Source organism: Bacteroides sp. (genome assembly GCA_036351255.1).
Lineage (GTDB): Bacteria > Bacteroidota > Bacteroidia > Bacteroidales > UBA7960 > UBA7960.
The window spans coordinates 1-2,249 of the sequence record JAZBOS010000001.1 but is presented as its reverse complement, the minus strand read 5'-3'; the positions used below and the strand labels follow the sequence as shown (position 1 = coordinate 2,249).

2 protein-coding genes are annotated in these 2,249 nt (G+C 45.4%); both read right to left on the bottom strand.

Going from position 1 to position 2,249, the window contains the following annotated elements; translation table 11 throughout:
- Nucleotides 1–1,946: DNA/RNA helicase domain-containing protein (locus tag V2I46_00010; GenBank protein ID MEE4175867.1), on the bottom strand; the 1,946-nt coding region annotated here is incomplete at its 3' end.
- Nucleotides 1,943–2,249: nucleotide pyrophosphohydrolase (locus V2I46_00005; protein ID MEE4175866.1), on the bottom strand; the 307-nt coding region annotated here is incomplete at its 5' end. The genes V2I46_00010 and V2I46_00005, both read right to left, overlap by 4 nt.

Below are 2,249 nucleotides of genomic sequence, written 5' to 3'. Positions count from 1 at the left end.
TGATATCTTTTAAAGACTGCATACGAACCATTGGGGATTACCTTGTTCATCGATTCCCCGATAATCCTGCAAGCAAAATGGTTTTGAGTTACCCGCAGGAATTTTGGGGGTTTTACCCAATCCAAGTCACTTACCTTTTGGTTTTCGCCAAATTCTCCTGCAGCTGCGTCAAGGTGGTAAACCGGGATGGCATTTTCATAGGGAATTACTTCCTCCGGTTGAAGAAACAGGACCTGCGGGATTTCCGGCTCAGACCTGTGCACGGGGATGTAATTAGCCAGGTAATCCCTGAGATCGGGGTCGCAAGCGTACAAATAGGTTCCTTTGATGCCCCTGAGCATCATGGTTTTGTAGATGTTTACGATGTATTCTTGTAGCTGTTCGGCTGAATCCGTTTGTCTTCCCGTGGAATCCTTGTAGTGTTCCTTTTTGATGACAATGCTGTTATTTCCCTTATCATAGGAAATCTCATGCCCGAAAATTATTCCGGCATAATTCAAATCATACCCCTGGGTCGTATGGATGCAGCCTACCTCATTGACGGCATTGGCGGAGTTAATCCAGTCTTCAGTGACCGCATTCCACCTTAATTCCGTATCGCCAATTTTGATGTCCTTTACATGTTCCTGCCCTTCCTTATTCGAAACCCAATCCCATGAAAACCCGGCCACAGTCCGCGATAGCCCGCACTCCTTATCGCGTTGTTTTATTTCGGACACCAGTTGGCCCACAGAATCGAACAGGACAAACTCATATGCCTTTGAGTTAAAGGTGCCGGTAGTTTCCGGCAGCTTACATTGCATTAATTTATCAATGAAGTCGACATAATCATTCCCGCCCAGGACCCTGAATTGCGACCTGAGTTTGTCGACTATGGTTTTTGGATTAGCCTTTAATTTTTTAAACCCCCCCTTATCGACATCAGAGGGCTTGATGGACTGCTTCTCATCATAGAACAGGATGGTCTTTCCGGACTGCATGGTGACCCATTCAAGCTCACTGGTTTCATTCGGGTCCAGCCCCAGTCGAATGGCCGCTTTATTGAACGCGCCAATGTACGCGCCGATGCTTTTTCTCCTTCTCAGCCGATGTGCTTCATCAACGATGAGGATGTCGAATTTTTCACGACTAACCGCAGCGGGCCCGATAACCATGCTGGCCTTTAGGCCTTTTATGTTTTTGAAGACTTGCTTCATGGTTGCCCTGAATGAAGACATGGGCACCACAAACCCCATTTTTAGTTTGGGGTATTTGATTTTGATCTTTTCTACAAGCTCCAGGAACTCCAGTTCCTGGTCGCCAAAATCGCCATAATTGAAATCTTCGCTGTCCGTTGCAAGCAATTTGAACAGGAAAATGGCCAGAATGGTCTTGCCGGTCCCTGCGCCACCTTCCATAAGCACTGTCTTGCACTGCTCATTCAAAATGCCCTTTAACATCACCTGCAAAGCGGTGACCTGCTCATAGCGCAAACTCTTATACGGAGAATATTTAAACAGGTCTGAGTTGTCGATATGCTCCAATGAATGCCTTGCCAGGCCTTCCGTGCGGAGTTCATCCCAGATGGATTTGAAGAGGTGCCAGTAAACATCGGGCTTTTGATAATAGTTGTGGTTTGCCAGGCCCAGGTTCCCATTCAATAATTTGAAATTCCCGTCACCAGACAAATATTTGATGAGGTTGGATTCAATATCCAACGTTGCGGACTTATTAAATTTTGGGCTGCCGATTAGATGGACAGAGGTAAGCTTTTTCTTCGAACTGCTTTTGAGGTGGGAATTCATCCTGGCATACGTGTCGGTAGTTTCCCCGACATAAGCCTCTTTAATGGTATTGTCTGAAAGGATATAGACTATCGGCCAGAGGTCCTTGGCATAATGGTCTGTCTTTAATTCATCAAAAAGCCCCGGGTTAAAGTCGTGTTGTTTTATGGAAAAACCCCTCATAATTCATTGTACTTCTTTGCAGTGCCTTTGGCTTTATCGATGGGGTATTTTTCTGCATTTTTTCGAATCTTGTCGAGTATGATTTCCTTGATGTTGATATCATATTTATCTGCTAAAAGAAACGCGTAGGCAAATACATCGGCAAGTTCCTCCTTGATCTTTTCGGTATTGGCCTCCGCAGGATCTTTCCAAAGAAATTGTTCCAGTAGTTCCCCTGCTTCAATGCTAATGGCCAAAGAGAGGTCCTTGGGGTTGTGAAACTGTTCCCAATCCCTTTCATTCCTGAACTGGATCAGGGCTTTT